Source organism: Aquabacterium sp., assembly GCF_044226965.1.
In the GTDB taxonomy this organism is placed as follows: Bacteria; Pseudomonadota; Gammaproteobacteria; order Burkholderiales; family Burkholderiaceae_C; genus Pseudaquabacterium.
Genome location: NZ_JBGAGA010000014.1, coordinates 1 through 14,802, shown reverse-complemented (window position 1 = coordinate 14,802; position 14,802 = coordinate 1). Strand labels below are relative to the sequence as shown.

General features: G+C 71.1%; 12 protein-coding genes and 1 pseudogene. 11 read left to right on the top strand and 2 right to left on the bottom strand.

Translation table 11 applies throughout. The annotated features are described in order from the left end of the window. The first annotated feature begins 1 nt into the window (after position 1). The 10 genes and pseudogenes from ACILR4_RS08600 (at position 2) to ACILR4_RS08555 (ending at position 10,992) form a co-directional block, all read left to right on the top strand. Positions 2-1,303 (top strand): D-arabinono-1,4-lactone oxidase, encoded by a 1,302-nt coding sequence (locus ACILR4_RS08600; RefSeq protein WP_395700434.1) that lies wholly within the window; start codon positions 2-4, stop codon positions 1,301-1,303. Between the two features lie 75 nt (positions 1,304-1,378). Further along, positions 1,379-2,197: a 3-methyl-2-oxobutanoate hydroxymethyltransferase gene (panB, locus tag ACILR4_RS08595; protein WP_395700433.1), complete on the top strand. Its 819-nt coding sequence runs from the start codon at positions 1,379-1,381 to the stop codon at positions 2,195-2,197. A 40-nt stretch (positions 2,198-2,237) separates the two neighbouring features. Then, the gene (gene panC / locus ACILR4_RS08590) at positions 2,238-3,071 is read left to right on the top strand and encodes a pantoate--beta-alanine ligase (RefSeq protein ID WP_395700432.1); all 834 of its coding nucleotides are present in this window, start codon (positions 2,238-2,240) and stop codon (positions 3,069-3,071) included. Between the two features lie 129 nt (positions 3,072-3,200). Next, positions 3,201-3,911: a flavin reductase family protein gene (locus ACILR4_RS08585; protein ID WP_395700431.1), complete on the top strand. Its 711-nt coding sequence runs from the start codon at positions 3,201-3,203 to the stop codon at positions 3,909-3,911. A 134-nt stretch (positions 3,912-4,045) separates the two neighbouring features. Beyond that, complete coding sequence (locus ACILR4_RS08580) at positions 4,046-5,611, top strand: hypothetical protein (protein ID WP_395700430.1); 1,566 nt, start codon at positions 4,046-4,048, stop codon at positions 5,609-5,611. A gap of 37 nt (positions 5,612-5,648) precedes the next feature. Next, the gene (locus tag ACILR4_RS08575) at positions 5,649-6,182 is read left to right on the top strand and encodes a class IV adenylate cyclase (protein WP_395700429.1); all 534 of its coding nucleotides are present in this window, start codon (positions 5,649-5,651) and stop codon (positions 6,180-6,182) included. 13 nt (positions 6,183-6,195) lie between these two features. Beyond that, entirely contained in the window at positions 6,196-7,176 is a 981-nt protein-coding gene (locus tag ACILR4_RS08570; RefSeq protein ID WP_395700428.1) for an ABC transporter ATP-binding protein, read from the top strand. After that, on the top strand, positions 7,173-8,177 hold the full coding sequence (locus tag ACILR4_RS08565) for an ABC transporter ATP-binding protein (protein ID WP_395700427.1): 1,005 nt from the start codon (positions 7,173-7,175) through the stop codon (positions 8,175-8,177). Before ACILR4_RS08570 ends, ACILR4_RS08565 begins: the two co-directional genes overlap by 4 nt. Positions 8,178-8,208: 31 nt before the next feature. Continuing rightward, on the top strand, positions 8,209-9,708 hold the full coding sequence (locus ACILR4_RS08560) for an ABC transporter substrate-binding protein (protein WP_395700426.1): 1,500 nt from the start codon (positions 8,209-8,211) through the stop codon (positions 9,706-9,708). A 13-nt stretch (positions 9,709-9,721) separates the two neighbouring features. After that, positions 9,722-10,992: pseudogene (locus ACILR4_RS08555) on the top strand (amidase). A gap of 243 nt (positions 10,993-11,235) precedes the next feature. On the opposite strand, the gene ACILR4_RS08550 reads toward ACILR4_RS08555, so the two are convergent. After that, complete coding sequence (locus tag ACILR4_RS08550; protein ID WP_395700425.1) at positions 11,236-12,255, bottom strand: zinc-binding dehydrogenase; 1,020 nt, start codon at positions 12,253-12,255, stop codon at positions 11,236-11,238. Positions 12,256-12,344: 89 nt separating this feature from the next. Here ACILR4_RS08550 and ACILR4_RS08545 point away from each other — a divergent pair, with 89 nt between their 5' ends. Beyond that, entirely contained in the window at positions 12,345-13,214 is an 870-nt protein-coding gene (locus tag ACILR4_RS08545; RefSeq protein ID WP_395700424.1) for a LysR family transcriptional regulator, read from the top strand. A gap of 131 nt (positions 13,215-13,345) precedes the next feature. Here ACILR4_RS08545 and ACILR4_RS08540 read toward each other — a convergent pair whose 3' ends face one another. Further along, positions 13,346-14,599: a lanthionine synthetase C family protein gene (locus ACILR4_RS08540; protein WP_395700423.1), complete on the bottom strand. Its 1,254-nt coding sequence runs from the start codon at positions 14,597-14,599 to the stop codon at positions 13,346-13,348. Between the last annotated feature and the right edge of the window lie 203 nt (positions 14,600-14,802).

Sequence of the window (14,802 nt, the reverse complement as noted above, 5' to 3'; positions counted from 1 at the left end):
GATGTGGCAGAACTGGTCGGGCTACGTGTCGTGCCCGGACACCCGGGTGCTGACACCGGGCAGCGAGGCCGAATTGGCCGACATCGTGCGGCAGGCGTCGCGCAACAACCAGCCAGTGCGCGTGGTCGGCGGCGGCCACTCCTTCAGCCCGCTGGTGGCCACCGATGGCGTGATCGTCTCGCTCGACGCGCTGCAGGGCGTGGTCGAGATCGACAAGCCCGCCGGCATCGCCCGCGTGCGGGCCGGCACCCGGCTCTTTGCCCTGGGCGCAGCGCTGGCCGCCGAGGGGCTGGCGATGGAGAACCTGGGCGACATCAACGTGCAGTCGATCGCGGGCGCCACCAGCACCGGCACGCACGGCACCGGCATCGGGCTGGGCAACATCGCCACGCAGATCGTCGGGCTGAAGTTCGTGGACGCCGAGGGCCGCGAGATCAGCGCCTCGCCCACCGACAACCCGGACCTGTTCGCCGGCGGGCGCGTGGCGCTGGGCAGCCTGGGCGTGCTGACCGAGTTGAGCCTGCGCCTGGTGCCGAGCTTCCGGCTGCGGCTCGTGCGCGGCAAGCTGAGCCTGGACGAATGCCTGGCGCGGGCCGACGAGCTGATCGCGCGCAACCGCTCGTTCGAGTTCTACTGGCTGCCGCACACCGACGCGGTGCTGACCAAGGCCTGGAACGTGACCGACGAGCCGGTCGACCAGCGCGGCTGGCAGCGCTACCTGTCCGACGTGGTGCTGGAGAACATGGCCTTCGGCGCACTGTGCCGCGTCGGCAAGGCCGTGCCGGCGCTGTGCCCGCCGATCAGCCGCTTCTGTGCGTCGCTGCTCTCGTCCAGCACCCAGGTCGACGCGAGCTGGTCGATGCTCTCGACGGTGCGCCAGGTCCGCTTCAACGAGATGGAGTGGTCGGTGCCGGCCGAGCGTGGCGCGGATGCCTTGCGCGAGATCCGCGCGCTGATCGCCCGCCGCGAATTCCCGCTGATGTTCCCGCTCGAATACCGCTGGGTGCGTGGCGACGACATCTGGCTGAGCCCGAACCACGGGCGCGACAGCGTGCACATCTCGGTGCACCAGTACGTCGGCATGCCCTGGGAGCCCTATTTCGACGCGGTGCAGGCGATCTGCCTGACCCACGGCGGCCGCCCGCACTGGGGCAAGGTGCACTCGCTGGCCGGCCCGCAGCTGGCGCGGCTGTACCCGCGCTGGGACGACTTCCTCGCGCTGCGCGAACGCATGGACCCCGCCGGTCGCTTCCTCACCCCGTACCTGCGCAAGCTCTTCGGTCTCGGTGCCACGGCCGGGTGAGCCCGGTCATGCGCGCCGGGTCATGCTGCACTGCAGCGTTAGACTCGCGCCCGCCATGGCCAGCCCCTGCCGCGAATGACCGAGCGCAAACCGATGACGCTGCACCGCCTGCGCGCGATGCATGCCCAGGGCGAGAAGATCGTCATGCTGACCTGCTACGACGCCAGCTTCGCGCGGCTGCTGGACGAGGCCGGCGTCGACGTGCTGCTGGTCGGCGATTCGCTGGGCATGGTGCTGCAGGGCCAGTCCAGCACGCTGCCGGTCACTTTGGACGATGTGGCCTATCACGTCCGCTGCACGGCCCGCGGCAACCGCCACGCCTGGCTGATCGGCGACCTGCCCTTCGGCAGCTACCAGGGCACGGTGGACCAGGCGGTGGCCAGCGCGGTGGCGCTGATGCAGGCCGGCGCACACATGGTCAAGCTCGAAGGCGGTGGTTGGACCGTGCCGCTGGTGCGCGCGATGGTCGAGCGCGGCATCCCCGTCTGCGGCCACCTCGGGCTGACGCCGCAATCAGTGCATGCGCTGGGCGGCTGGCGCGTGCAGGGCCGCGACGAGGCCGCCGCCGACACGCTGCTGCGCCAGGCGCAGGCGCTGGAACAGGCCGGCGCAACGATGCTGGTGCTGGAACTGATGCCCAGCGCCGTGGCGCGCCGCGTGACCGAGGCGCTGGGCATCCCGGTGATCGGCATTGGCGCCGGCCCCGGCTGCAGCGGCCAGGTGCTGGTGCTGCACGACATGCTGGGGCTGACGCCCGGCCGCCCGCCACGCTTCGTGCGCAACTTCATGGCCGATGGCGAGGCGGCCGAGCCCAGCGTGGCCGCTGCGATTGCACGCTACGTGCAGGCCGTGAAGCACGGCCGCTTCCCCGACGAAGCGCTGCACGGCTACTGATCCTTTCCCCTCTCTTCCGACACCCACCGGAGCCGGCGCGATGCGCACCATCCACTCGATCGCCGAGCTGCGCGCTGCGCTGGCCGGCCAGGCCCGCACGGCCTTCGTGCCGACCATGGGCAACCTGCACGAAGGCCACCTGTCGCTGGTGCGGCAGGCCCGCGCGCTGGGCGGCCCGGTGGTGGCCAGCGTGTTCGTCAACCGGCTGCAGTTCGCACCGCACGAGGACTTCGACACCTACCCGCGCACGCTGGAACGCGATGCCGAACTGTTGCAGGGCGCCGGCTGCGACATCCTGTTCGCGCCCTCGGAGCGCGAGCTGTACCCGCAGCCGCAGGGCTACAAGGTGCATCCGCCGGCCGCGCTGGCCGACATCCTGGAAGGCCACTTCCGCCCCGGCTTCTTCATCGGCGTGTGCACCGTGGTGCTCAAGCTGTTCCAGTGCGTGCAGCCGGCCATCGCGGTGTTCGGCAAGAAGGACTACCAGCAGCTGATGGTGATCCGCAACATGGTGCAGCAGCTGGCGATGCCGATCGAGATCGTCGGCGGCGAGACCTGCCGTGCCGGCGATGGGCTGGCGCTGTCGTCGCGCAACGGCTACCTGAGCGCGGCCGAGCGCGCGCAAGCCGTGGCCCTGAGCGGCCAGTTGCGCGCACTGGTGCAGGCGGTGCAGGCCGGTGGCCGCGACTTTGCCGCGCTGGAAGCCGCCGCGGTGCAGGCGCTGCAGGCCCGCGGCTGGGCAGAGGACTATGTGGCCATCCGCCGCCGCGCCGACCTGCTGGCGCCGCAGCCGGCCGACGGACCGGGCGCGCTGGTGGTGCTGGCCGCGGCCCGGTTGGGCACGACGCGGCTGATCGACAACCTCGAGATCTAGCTAGCACCGGAAAAACGCGGCCAGGAATGACAGGAAGGCCGCGCGAATCGAAGGTCCGAATCCGGCCAGCCGCGGCGGGCGGGCATGCGCACACTGCAGCGCATTCCTCACCGCAACGGACCTTCTGTGATGCAGCATCCCGCCTTCGAACACCAGCGCAGCGAACCGCCCATCCTGTACTTCGGCACGCCGGTCGTACTGCTCAGCAGCACCAACCCCGACGGCACGCCCAACATCGCGCCGATGAGCTCGGCCTTCTGGCTCGGCTGGCGCTGCATGCTGGGCCTGGGCGCCGCCTCGCAGACCGCGCGTAACCTACAAACAGCGCGGCACTGCGTGATCAACCTGCCCTCGGCCGCGCAGGTGGAGCTGGTCGACCGCCTGGCGCTGACCACCGGCGCCGACCCGGTGCCGCCGTACAAGGCCGCGCGCGGCTACCGCCACGTGCAGGACAAGTTCGCCCATGCCGGGTTGACGCCGCAGGCCAGCGAGACCGTCGCCACGCCACGCATCGGCGAATGCCCGGTGCAGATGGAAGCGGTGATCGAAGGCCAGCACCTGATGGCCGGCGAGGACGAACGCCTGCGCGGCAGCGTGCTGGTGTTCGAAGCGCGCATCCAGCGCGTGCACGTCGCGCCGCAGCTGCTGGCCGCGGGCGAGCCCAACCGCATCGACCCCGACCGCTGGCAGCCGCTGATCATGAGTTTCCAGAAGTTCTACGGCCTCGCGCCGGCGCAGCTGCAGGCTTCGCGCCTGGCCAGCATTCCCGAGGCGATGTACCGCAGCCCCGACGTCGACCGGGCCCGCGCGACACCCTTGCTCACGCCCACTGTGGCGTGAAGGCCGCTGCCGGCTGCCGTCCACGGTGGCCGGCAGCGGCCCGCAGTGGACGGCGGCCACGGCCGCGGGCAGACTCGGGCGATGGTCGGCGCGCCGCGCTGACCGCCCCTGTCGCCCGATCGCCGCCGCCTGCCTTGAACCTCGCCCTGCCGCACCCGCCCGCCGCCTGGCCGCCCAACGGCCTGCAGCCGCCCAAGCTGGTGCAGTGCCTGGTGCTGGCGCTGCTGCTGCATGTGCTGGCCATCCTGCTGATCGGCACCGTGCCGAACGGCACCGCGCAGCCCGGCGAAGGCGTGTGGGGGGCGATCAACGTCACCTTGCGCGGTCTGCGCAACGAAACCGGCGCCGGCGAGCCGCGGCCGCCGGCACCCAGCACTGGTCCCACCGGCAGTGCCCGGCAGGAACGCTTCGGCGGCGCGGTGCGGCCGCAGACGCCTGCCGCGCCGCTGCCGGACCAACCCGGCGCCGCGCAGCAAGGCCCGTGGCAGCAGATCGAGACGCCGGTCAACGAGCCGCTGGTCGGCCCGGTCGAGCGCGAGACGGGCGGCAGCACGCTGACCACACCGGTGCCGGTGCCGGTGGAGGCGCCGCCGCTGCGCATGGCCCCGGCACCGCCGATCCCCGCGCCGGCACCGGAACCGGTGCCCGAGCCGATGCCCGCGCTGCCGGCACCGGTGCCCCGGCCGCCGCGGCGCATGGACCTGCAGGCCCCGGACCTGACCCAGCCGGCCTTGAGCGCGAGCGAGCGGCTGCCGCTGCCCAACCTGGACACGCCGCGGCCCGTGCCGCCGGTGCCCAAGCCCACGGCCGTGACCCCGACCGCCGCCGCGCCCGCCCCGGCCCCCGCGCCGGTGCCCGCCACCGTGCCGGCGCCGGCGCCCACCGCGAACCCGAACCCACGGCCCGACCCGGTGCCCGAGCCCCCGGCCCTGCCCGCACTGCCGGCCGTGCCGCTGCGCGCCGCCCCCGAGCCGCAACAGGCGCTGCCCACCCCGCGCAGCAGTCCGATCGACCTGCCGCCGGTGCCCACGCTGCCGCCGGTCAGCGCGCCGGTGCCCACGCCGCCCGAGCCCGTGCCCGCGCGGGCGCCGCTGCCCACACCGCTGCCGGCGCCGACCACTTCCACGCCGGAGCCGACGCCAGCACCGACGCGTGCCCCCACCCCCACGCCAGCCCCTGCGCTGGCCACGCCGGCCACGCCCGCCACGGCCCCGGCGCCGGCCCTGTCGGCCCCGACGCTGGCCCCGACCCCCGCTCCGGCAACCAGCGTTCCCGCCACCGCTCCCCCGGCGGCCGCCCCCGCGGTGGCCACCCCCGCGGCCGTGCCGACGCCGCCCACCCGCCCGGCGCCCGGCGCCGCCCCGGGCGCGGTGGACCTGTTCGGCCGGCCCGCCGCCGGTGCGCCGGACGCCGGGGCACGGCTGGGCCACGATGCCGCCACGCCGCCCGCGGTGCCGCCCAGCGCACCGAAGCTGAACCTCGACCTGGCGCGCTCGCGCGGCGGCGAACTCAGCAGCAACCAGGGCCCGCGCCGGCTGTTCCAGATGCTGCCGGCGCCGCCCGAGACCAAGTCCAAGCTCGGCGAGAGCATCGAGAAGGCCGGCAAGGCCGATTGCCGCCAGGCCTATGGCGGCTTCGGCCTGGCCGCCGTGGTGCCGCTGGTGCTGGACGCCGTGCGCGACAAGGGTTGCAAGTGGTAGGGCCTCGGCCCGGCAGCCCCCACAATCAACGCCCAACATGCCCGCCAACGTCGAGATCAAAGCCCGCATTCCCAGCGCCGAGGCGCTGCTGCCCCGCGCCCGCGCGCTGGCAGACGAAGACGAACACCCGCAGCTGATCCACCAGGACGACACCTTCTTCCAGGTGCCGCATGGCCGGCTCAAACTGCGCGTGTTTGCCGACGGCGCCGGCGAACTCATCCACTACCACCGGCCCGACGCGCAGGGCCCGAAGTTGTCCGACTACCTGATCACCGCGGTGGCCGACCCCGACGGCCTGCGCGACGTGCTCGAACGCGCCTGCGGCGTGATCGGCCGCGTGGTCAAGCGCCGCGTGCTGGTGCTGATCGGCCAGACCCGCGTGCACCTCGACCAGGTCGAAGGCCTGGGCGACTTCCTCGAGCTCGAAGTGGTGCTGCGCGAAGGCCAGACCGAGGCCGAGGGCACCCGCATCGCGCAGGAGCTGCTGGCCGCGCTGGAAGTGCCCCCCGAGGCCCTGCTTGGCGGCGCCTACCTCGACCTGCTGAGCGAAGACGCCACGCCCGGCCCGTGACGACCGCCCCACGATGACATCGCCCGCACCGCTGCTGGCCGTGCAGGACCTGCGCGTGACGCTGAACACGCCGCGCGGTCCGGCCGACGCGCTGCGCGGCGTCTCGTTCGCGCTGGCGCGCGGCCAGACCCTGGGGCTGATCGGCGAATCGGGCTGCGGCAAGTCGATCACCGCGCTGGCGCTGATGGGCCTGCTGCCCGAGGGCGCGCGCGCCGCCGGCTCGGTGCGGCTCGAAGGCCGTGAACTGCTGGGCCTGCCCGAGGACGACTGGTGCCGCCTGCGCGGCAACCGCCTGGCCATGGTGTTCCAGGAGCCGATGACGGCGCTGAACCCGCTGCAGACCATCGGCCACCAGATCGGCGAATCGCTGCGCCTGCACCGCGGCCTGGACCGCGCCGCCGCGCGGGCCGAGGCGCTGCGCCTGCTCGAACGCGTGCAGCTGCCGCAGGCGGCGCGCCGGCTCGACGCCCACCCGCACCAGCTCTCCGGCGGGCAACGCCAGCGCGTGGTCATCGCCATCGCGCTGGCCTGCGGCCCCGACCTGCTGATCGCCGACGAGCCCACCACCGCGCTGGACGTGACGATCCAGCGCGAGGTGCTGGCGCTGATCACCCAGCTGGTCGAGGAAGACGGCATGGCGCTGATCCTGATCAGCCACGACCTGGGCGTGATGGCCGAGACGGTGCAGCGCATGCTGGTGATGTACGGCGGCACGGTGGTCGAGAGCGGCGCCACGCAGGACGTTTTTTCGCGCCTGGCCCACCCCTACACGCGCGGGCTGTTCGCCGCCCGGCCGCGGCTGGGCATGCCGCGCGGCACGCGGCTGGCCACCATTCCCGGCCGCGTGCCCGAGCTGCTGGACCTGCCGGCCGGCTGCCCGTTCAGCGACCGCTGCGCGCATGTGGTGGCCGGCTGCCACCAGTCGATGCCGCCCGCTTTGCCCGTTAGCGACGGGCACGCGGCCCGATGCATCCGCGTCGGAGAACTGGCATGACGGCCAAGGCACCGCTGCTGGCCGTGCAGGAGCTGGTCAAGCACTACCGCCTGCCGCGCGAACGGCTGCTGGCCGCGCCGCCCACGGTGCACGCGCTGCAGGGCGTGAGCTTCACGCTGCAGGCCGGGCGCAGCCTGGGCATCGTCGGCGAATCCGGCTCCGGCAAGAGCACGCTGGCGCGGCTGGTGATGGCGCTGGAGCCGCCCACCCGCGGCCAGGTGCTGCTGGCCGGCCGAGACCTGCATGCGCTGCCGGCGGCCGACCTGCGCGCGGCGCGGGCCGATTTCCAGATGGTGTTCCAGGACCCCTTCGGCTCGCTGGACCCGCGGCAGACGGTGGAACGCATCATCTGCGAACCGCTGCTGGCGCAGGGCCGGCTGTCGCCGCAACGCCAGCGCGAGCGCGCCGCCGAGATGCTGGAAGCCGTGGGCCTGCGCGCGGCCGATGCGGCCAAGTACCCGCACGAGTTTTCCGGCGGCCAGCGTCAGCGCATCGCGATCGCCCGCGCGCTGGTCACGCAGCCCAAGCTGATCGTCGCCGACGAACCGGTGAGCGCGCTCGATGTCTCGGTGCAGGCCCAGGTGCTGAACCTGATGCAGGACCTGCAGGACCAGTTCGGCGTGAGCTACCTGTTCATCAGCCACGACCTCGCGGTGGTCGACCTGGTGTGCGACGAAGTCATCGTGCTCTACCAGGGCCGCGCGGTCGAGCAGGGCGACCCGGACACGCTGTTCCATGCCGCCGCCCACCCCTACACCCGCGCGCTGCTGCAGGCGGTGCCGCGCACGCAGCCGTCCGGCGCCCGCCGCGGCGCGGCGCGCGCCGCCGCGCTGCCGCCGCTGGAGGACGCCCGCGCCAGCGGGTGCAGCTTTGCGCCCCGCTGCGGCCACCGGCAGCCCCGCTGCCTGGCCGAGGCCCCGGCGCTGCGCCCGCTGAACGCCCCTGGTCATGCCGCCGCCTGCCACTTCGCCGAGCAGGTGCTGGCCAGCCCCGTGGATTGAACCGCCCCCCGACACCCCAGGAGAAGACACCATGCCGATCACCCGCCGCCACCTCGCCGCCGCACCGCTGGCCGTCGCGCTCGCCGCTTCGCTGCTGCTGCCCGCGGCGCAGGCGCAAACGCGCAAAGACAGCGTCATCCTCGGCATGGTGCTCGAACCCACCAGCCTCGACCCGACGATGGCACCGGCCGCCGCCATCGGCGAGGTGGTGCACTACAACGTGCTGGAAGGCCTGACCAAGATCAACGTCGACGGCAAGGTCACGCCGCTGCTGGCCACCGACTGGCGCAGCGACCCCGACGGCAAGCTCTACACCTTCAAGCTGCGCCAAGGCGTCAAGTTCCAGGACGGCACGCCCTTCGACGCGGCGGCGGTGAAGTTCACGTTCGAGCGCGCCAAGGCCGAGGGCTCGACCAACAAGGCCAAGAAGGCGGTGTTCGACAACATCTCGTCGATTGCCACGCCCGATGCGCAGACGGTGATCCTGACCCTGAACAACGCCGACGCGACGCTGCCCTTCCGCCTGGGCGAGAACACCGCGGTGATCCTCAGCCCGAAGAGCGCGGCCAGCACCGCCACGCAGCCGGTGGGCACCGGCCCGTTCAAGCTGGAGAGCTGGCAGAAGGGCTCGGCCATCACGCTGGCCAGGTGGGACGGCTACCGCGACGCCGCCGCCGTGAAGTTGAAGAAGGTGACGTTCCGCTTCATCAACGACCCCGCCGCGCAGGTGGCCGCGCTGCTGGCCGGCGACATCGACGGCATGCCGCGCTTCGGCGCAGTGCAGAGCCTGAAGCAGTTCCAGGCCGACAAGCGCTTCACGGTCGAGATCGGGTCCACCGCCGGCAAGGGCCAGTTGACGATCAACAACAAGCGCAAGCCCTTCGACGACGTGCGCGTGCGCCGCGCCATCATGCATGCCATCGACCGCCAGGCCTTCATCGACGGCGTGCTCGAAGGCCTGGGCAAGCCCATCGGCAGCCATGCCGCGCCCACCGATGCCGGCTACGTCGACCTCACCGGCGTCTACCCCTACAACCCCGAGAAGGCCAAGGCGCTGCTGAAGGAAGCCGGCGTCACCACGCCGCTGAACGTGACGCTGACGCTGCCGCCGCCGCAGTACGCGCGCAAGGGCGGCGAGGTGGTGGCGGCGATGCTGGCCAAGGTGGGCATCGTCGCGAAGATCGAGAACGTCGAATGGGCGCAGTGGCTCTCGGGCACCTTCAAGGGCAACTTCGACCTGACCATCATCAACCACGTCGAGCCGCTGGACTACATTCAGTACACCAATGCCGCGTACTACTGGGGTTATGACAGCAAGGCCTTCAACGCGCTGGTGAAGCAGCGCGCCGAGGCGCCGCGCGCGCAGCAGGACAAGCTCTACGGCGACATCCAGCGCCAGCTCACCACCGATGCGGTGAACGCCTGGATCTTCAACCCCTCGCAGGTGGCAGTGGCCAGGAAGGGGCTGAAGGGCCTGTGGGCCAGCTCGCCGATCTTCGCCAACGACATGGCCACGGTCAGCTGGCAGTGAAGGCGGCACGACGATGAGCGAGCTCCATGCCCTGGGCGCCGCCGAGCTCTCGGCGGCCTACGCCGCGAAGACGCTGTCGCCGGTGGAGGTGACGCAGGCCGTGATCGCGCAGATCGCGCGGCGCGAGCCCGAACTGTGCGCGCTGTATGCCTACGACCCCGAGGCCGCGCTGGCCCAGGCCCGCGCCAGCGAGGCACGCTGGCAGCGCGGCGAACCGCTGTCGCCGATCGACGGCGTGCCCGGCACCCTGAAGGAGAACATCGCCACCGCCGGCTGCCCGGTGCCGGCCGGCACCGCCGCCACGCTGCTGACGCCGGCCGCCGAAGACGCCCCGCCCGCCGCGCGCTGGCGCGAGGGCGGCCTGGTGCTGCTGGCCAAGACCACGATGCCGGACTACGGCATGCTGTCCTCGGGACTGTCCAGCTTCCACAAACTGGCGCGCAACCCCTGGGACCCGCGCATGAACCCCGGCGGGTCGAGCGCCGGCGCCGCGGCCGCTGCAGCCGCGGGTTATGGCCCGCTGCACCTGGGCACCGACATCGGCGGCTCGATCCGCCTGCCCGCCGGCTGGTGCGGCCTGGTCGGCCTGAAGCCCAGCCTGGGCCGCATCCCGATCAAGCCGCCCTATGCCGGCCGCGTGGCCGGCCCGATGACGCGCACCGTCGAAGACGCCGCCTGGCTGATGACACTGCTGACCAAGCCCGACTGGCGCGACACCACCAGCCTGCCGTACCAGAGCATCCCCTGGCTGCAGCTGGACCGCGACGTCAAGGGCCTGAAGCTCGGCCTGCAGCTGGACCCCGGCTGGGGCCTGGCCGTCGAGCCCGAGACGCGCGCCGCCGTCGAAGCCGCGGCACGTGCCTTCGAAGCCGCCGGCGCCATCGTCGAGCCGCTGCCCGCGTTCAGCACGCGCGAGATGATCGACGGCATGGACCGCTTCTGGCGCATGCGCAGCTGGCTGGACATGCAGCGCTGCGCGAAGCCGCGGTGGCCGCCACCCACGCGTTCGACTTCGTGCTGTCACCGGTCAGCCCGGTGCCCAGCTACCCGGCCGAATGGGCCAGCCCGCTGAACGACCCCGCCCGGCCGCTGGAGCACATCGCCTTCACACTGCCGTACAACATGAGCGAGCAGCCGGCGATCTCGGTGCACTGCGGCTTCACCCGTGCCGGCTTGCCGATCGGCCTGCAGATCGCCGGCGCGCGGCATGACGACCTGGGGGTGCTGCAACTGGCGAGGGCATGGGAACGGCTGCGGCCGGCGATGCGGGCGTGGCCGATGTGAGTCGGCCAGCGCGTTGCGGGGGCTGCGCGCGAGACTCGGGAGCGCGCCCTGATGGGCTGATGCGCAGGCGATGAGCGGCGGGCACGCTCTGCGGTTCAGACAGGCTCCGGGTTCGATCAGGCCGCTTGAGACGGGCTACCCCCTCGATCTTCAGCGCGCTCATGCCAAGGCACCAGATGCAGCTGCTCATTGATCACCACCCGTCGCAACGGATGGGAGGTCTCTCATCAGCAGCCGCGCGGGCTAGGCGCTGACCGAGATGGCAACCTTGCCCACGTTCCCGGGCGAAGCCATTTGCACAAACGCTTCGTTGACCTGTGCCAGCGCAAAGCTCTGAGGTGCCAGGATCGGTCGCAGCTTGCCGTCGGCAGCCAGCTTCGCAGCCTCCTGCATGATCTCGCCGTGATGTGACCGGCCCTTTCCCGTCAGAAGCGGCAGCAGCGTGAAGACCCCGGAATAGGTCGCGCCACGGAAGGACAGCGGTGCCAAAGAGTGCGTTCCCCAACCCAGTGACGTCACAACGTGGCCGGTATAGGTCCGGGCTGCCGCAAAGGACGCGTCAATGGTCTTGCCTCCTACCGTGTCGTACACGACATCAAAACCTTCGCCACCGGTCGCACGAGCGACATAGTCCTCGACAGTCTCGGCCTCATAGTCGATGGCCTTCGCGCCCAGTTGCTCGATCACCCGGCGTTGAGCGGCAGTTCCCGTCGCCCAAACCTCGGCGCCGAAGGCTGCTGCAATCTGAATTGCCACATGGCCCACACCGCCGGCGCCGCCGTGGACGAGTACCTTGTCTCCGGCTTTGACCTTGGCGCGGTCCACCAAGCCCTCCCAGGCGGTGATGAAGACGAGGGGCAAGACGGAAGCCTCCTGCCAGCTCAGCACAGCGGGCTTGTGCGCCAGCAGACGCGCATCGGCAGCGAGATATTCGCCGATCGTGCCCTGGTTTCCGCCGACTCCGCCGACCATGCCGAAAACGTCATCCCCGACCTTGAATGCGGTCACGTCCGCGGCGACAGCGACAACAACGCCAGCCATGTCGAGGCCGATGGTTGACGGAAGAGGGTGCTTGGCGTGACCAGCCTGTGCGGCACGGATCTTTCCGTCAAGCGGATTGATGCCGGCAGCGCGTACTTGAACGAGCACATGGCCAGGTGCGAGTTGGGGCAGAGGGCGTTGTTCGAGTACCAGGTCAGCGCCGGCGCTGGGAGCAACAACGACCTTCATCGTTGCGGGAAGGGAATTGCAAGCGGTGGTCATGGGGTACATCCTTGGGTTGCGGATGTAGGCAGTGTGGTTGCCAGCCATTCAGTTGTCGATGCATGGCGGTGCATGATCGAATTGCAGGAATGAATAGCATTGAGTGGAATGACGTCCGGCTGATGCTGGCGATCCATCGGGCGGGAACTCTGACGGGGGCCGCCAGACTCACTGGCCTTAGCCAACCCACCCTCAGCCGACGGCTCAAGTCCATGGAGAGGGGACTGGGCCAGAAAGTCTTTCAGCGGACCGGAAGTGGCTTCGCGCTGACCGACGAGGGTCTGCTGCTGCTCCCCCACGCCTTGCGGGCTGAGGAAGAGTTCCTGGCGATGGAACGTCAACTCGAAGGCGCCGGCTCTGAACTCCGGGGACAGATTCGTGTTGCCTCGTCGGACTGGTTCGGCACGCGCGTCCTGTCACGTTGGATCGCTGAGTTCAGACACCTCCACCCCGGTGTGACCGTCGAGTTGCTGACTGACTCGAGGCAGATCAACTTGACTCACAGAGAAGCAGACTTCGCCTTCCGAATCGCCCCGTTCAATGAGGCGGGTGTCATACAACGCAGGTTCAACAAGTTGCTGTACGGCTTGTACTGCTCGGACACGATGCCCAGGAGCTACCCGCAGACCGGAGCAGACGTCGAACTCATCACCATGAACGGCGCCTTCGAGCACTTTCCAGACGTTCTATGGCTGAAGAGCAAGTTTCCGCAGGGAAGAGTGACGTTCATGAGCAACGCCCGCGAGGCGCAAGCCCGACATTGTGCTGAAGGCGGCGGATTGGCCGTCTTGCCGAGAGTCCTGGCCACTGGCTTCCCTGGCCTGCGTGAGGTGCCTGTATCAGAAGCTCCACCGAGCAGGGACCTTTGGCTGGGCTACCACGAGGACCTCCGCCAGGCACCCCGTATCAAGGCATTCTTGGCTTTTGCGCTGACCAAGAGACGCGAACTGCAGGTTTGATGCGGTCGCCCGGGGGCAGCGCAGACTTGTTCGACCGCAAGACAGCGCACTGCGGGAATGCAGCGCGCCGGCTGTCCCCTCAGGCGCGGTCGCAGCAATCGGCAGCGTGGCCGCCGCTCCGCGGTTCTCAGTCAGAACACATCCAGCGTCGGAAACGCCGCGGTGCCGCGGATGCAGTCCCACAGGTAGATGGCGAAACCGAGATCGCCGGTCCACAGCGAGTAGCGCCGCTGACCGTACTGCGCCGCGTGTGCCTCGGTCTGGCCGATGCCGTGCATCGCGAACGCGCGCGCCCGCTGCAGCCAGCGCACGTCGCCGGTGCGGTCGAACAGCTTCAAGAGGGCGTAGCCGTTGCCGCCGGTGCCATGGCAAAGGTTGGAGCCCTTCTTCAGCGGACCGGCCGCCCAGGTCGCTTCGCCGGCGCCCAGCAGCAGGTCATCGAGCGCATGGCCGGGAAAGCCGGCCAGGTTGATGACGAAGCCGGGCGACCCGTGGCAGTACTGCATGAACCAGCGCGGCTGGGCGTTCCAGCGTTCGCGCTGCGCGGCATCGAGCAGCAGCCAGGGGATCCAGTTGACGCGTGCGCCTTCGGTGCCGAGCTCGCCCTCGACGGTGGCCGTGCGCCGCACGCTCTGCGCGATGCAGGCCTGCCAGCGCACCCAGTCGTCCGCGGCCAGCAGGTGGCGGCCGCGGATCAACGGCAATGCAGTCCCCACGAAGCCATGCACCGCATCCATGTAGGTGGAGGCCTGGCCGTACATCTGCTGCGTCCAGTAGTGGCAGCCGTACGCGTCCGACCATTCGAGCTGCGACCCCAGCACCGCGGCCGTGCGGCGGAACAGTTCCGCGAAGCGATCGTCACCGGTGCGCTGGTGCATGAACAGCGCGGCCAGCAGGGTGCCCGGCGAGCCCCAGAACAGCTCCCGCGCCGGGTGCTGCAGGTTGCCGGCGATCAACGCGGCCAGCCGGTCGGCCGCGGCGGCGCTGCCGGTCTGCGCGTGCTCCAGGAGCCGCACCGGTGTCTCGCCCACCAGGTAGGCGGCGCGCTCGCGCTCGGCCTCGTCCTTCAACCTCTCGCGCGTGCACTGCACCAGCGCGGCAGCGTCGAAGGGCGTGTCGCGTTCGCACGGGTGCGCGCCCGTCTCGTGCAGGTAGCGCAAGGCCCACAGCACGCCACAGGTGCCGGAGTACAGCGACGGGTCGCCGACCGCCAGGTCGTCGCCCGGTTCGATGTCCAGCGGATGGACAGGCCAGCCGCGCGGCGGGCTGAACCGCGCGGCGGTGTCGCGCGCAATGGCCGCAATGCAGGCGCGCGCGCGGGCCTCGTCCCAGCCGCGTTCGTCAGCGGGATGCAGCGGCTCGTGGCGGTCCGGGTGGTGGAGCATGGGCGGGGCGGGTGACGGTGCGGCGCACGGCAGCGTGGCGCGCGCGTCTCAGGCAACTCAGGCGTAGGCGGGCGGCGGCACGAAGCCGCCGAACTCGCGCTCCAGGTGGGCCGCGAAGGCGAGCACGCTGCGGTCCTCCAGCGCGGGGCCGATGATCTGCACGCCGATCGGCAGCGGGCTGTCGCCGCGGTCGATCGGCACCA